This window comes from Rhizobium sp. J15 (assembly GCF_002531825.1).
Classification (GTDB): Bacteria; Pseudomonadota; Alphaproteobacteria; order Rhizobiales; family Rhizobiaceae; genus Rhizobium.
Map to the genome: position 1 here is coordinate 1 of NZ_NWSX01000097.1, position 1,983 is coordinate 1,983.

3 protein-coding genes are annotated in these 1,983 nt (G+C 64.4%); all 3 read right to left on the bottom strand.

Annotation, left to right across the window (positions count from 1 at the left end; translation table 11 throughout):
- Positions 1–373: NAD(P)/FAD-dependent oxidoreductase (locus tag CO670_RS32270; RefSeq protein WP_141502471.1), on the bottom strand; the 373-nt coding region annotated here is incomplete at its 3' end.
- Entirely contained in the window at positions 370–1,071 is a 702-nt protein-coding gene (locus CO670_RS32275; protein WP_088685715.1) for a dimethylsulfonioproprionate lyase family protein, read from the bottom strand. The genes CO670_RS32275 and CO670_RS32270, both read right to left, overlap by 4 nt.
- 16 nt (positions 1,072–1,087) lie before the next feature.
- The coding region (locus CO670_RS32280; protein ID WP_097594064.1) for an electron transfer flavoprotein subunit alpha/FixB family protein at positions 1,088–1,983 on the bottom strand (896 nt) is incomplete at its 5' end.

Below are 1,983 nucleotides of genomic sequence, written 5' to 3' on the forward strand. Positions count from 1 at the left end.
GACAGACATTGCCGAGCGAGACGATGTAATTGCCGTGATTGTTCATCAGTGGCGGCATCATCACATTCGGCAGGCGGATCGAGCCGGCGGGACCGAGAAACAGAAACTGGTCGTCGGTCACTTCGGTCTTGAACGGATGATCGGCATCCTCGCGCCAGCCGGGCAGCAGCCGGTCGATGCCGATCGGATCGACGACGGCACCGGAGAGGATATGGGCGCCGACCTCGCCCCCCTTCTCCAGCACGACGACCGACAGCTCCGGATTGACCTGCTTCAGCCGGATCGCCGCCGACAGACCGGCCGGACCAGCGCCAACGATCACGACGTCGAATTCCATGCCCTCGCGTTCGGGCAGATCTGTCATCTCGCTCATCCATTCGTCTCCGGCTCGACCTGGCACCAGACCGCGAGAAGCGGCCGGGCCGTGCATCTTATCGCGAAGGATTGCCCCGCATCATTCGCGAAGACTGTGCCGGTAGCGGCAGAAAACCACTGGGAATCGCCAAGCGAGATTTCTGCCGGCGACAGCAGAAGGAAGGCACGCGGCTGCGTCTGAACATGATCGGGAAAACGGGTGTAGCGATCCATATAGATCGCGCCGACCCTGAGATCGGCGCGCTCCTCCATGCCGCCGGGGCCGACGAGCACCGCATGGGAATGGGTGTTACCGAAATTCAGGCTTGCAAACGGGCCGGACCGGCCGCGTCTCCAGAGCAGCTTATCGGCGAGGGCCTGGAACTGGCCGGCGATCGCCTCGTATTTCCGTCCCGATTTCGCAAGATGGCCAATCGCGTCATCGAGCCCTTGGGGCGCACCGGGAAGAGGCTGGCCCTCGGCGCGCATCTTGCCTGTCTTGAGCAGCCGCTGAAGAACCTTGCCGGCGACGAAACTGGCGACGGCCGGTGCTTCCGCCGACAGCATCAGTCCGCCGACGTCGTTGAGGAATTCCTGCAGCGGCCGAGGACGCCTCTCCCTGCCGATGTCGTGAAGCCGGACATAGGCCGGCTTTGCGTCATCGTTCAGAAGAAGATCGGCACCAGGTTTGATTGGGCGTCCTACCGCGCGAGCCACGTTCGATCCCCTTCGCTCAGAGCGCCTTTTGCAATTCCGGCAGTGCGTCGAAGAGATCGGCGACGAGGCCGTAGTCGGCGACCTGGAAGATCGGCGCCTCCTCGTCCTTGTTGATGGCGACGATCACCTTACTGTCCTTCATGCCGGCCAGATGCTGGATGGCCCCGGAAATGCCGGCGGCGATATAGAGATCGGGTGCGACCACCTTGCCGGTCTGGCCGACCTGCCAGTCGTTCGGCGCGTAACCGGCATCGACGGCCGCACGACTTGCGCCGACGGCGGCGCCGAGCTTGTCGGCAACCGGCAGGATGACTTCCTTGAATTTCTCCGCCGAGCCCAAGGCCCGGCCGCCTGCGATGATGATCTTCGCCGACGTCAGCTCCGGACGCTCCGAGGCCGACAGCGCATCGGAGACGAAGCGCGACAGACCTGCATCGGAGATGGCCGGGATCGCCTCGACAGAGGCGGAACCGCCGGCCGGCGCCGAAGCAAACGAGGCGGTGCGCACGGTGATCACCTTCTTGGCATCGCTTGCCTGCACCGTCTGGATGGCGTTGCCGGCATAGATCGGCCGCTTGAAGGTGTCGACGGAAACGACCTCGATGATCTCCGAGATCTGGGCGACGTCGAGCAGGGCGGCAACGCGCGGCAGCACCGTCTTGCCGACCGAGGTGGCGGCAGAGACGATCGTGTCATAGGAGCCGGCCAGCGAGACGATCAGGTCGGAAAGCGGCTCGGCCAGATTGTTGGCGAGCGCATCGCTTTCGGCGAGCAGCACCTTGGCCACACCGGAGAGTTTGGCGGCCTGATCGGCCGCAGCCTTGGCGGCCATGCCGGCGACCAGAACATGGACGTCGCCGCCGATCTGGCTTGCCGCCGTCAGCGCCTTGGCGGTCTGGTCGGAGAGATGAT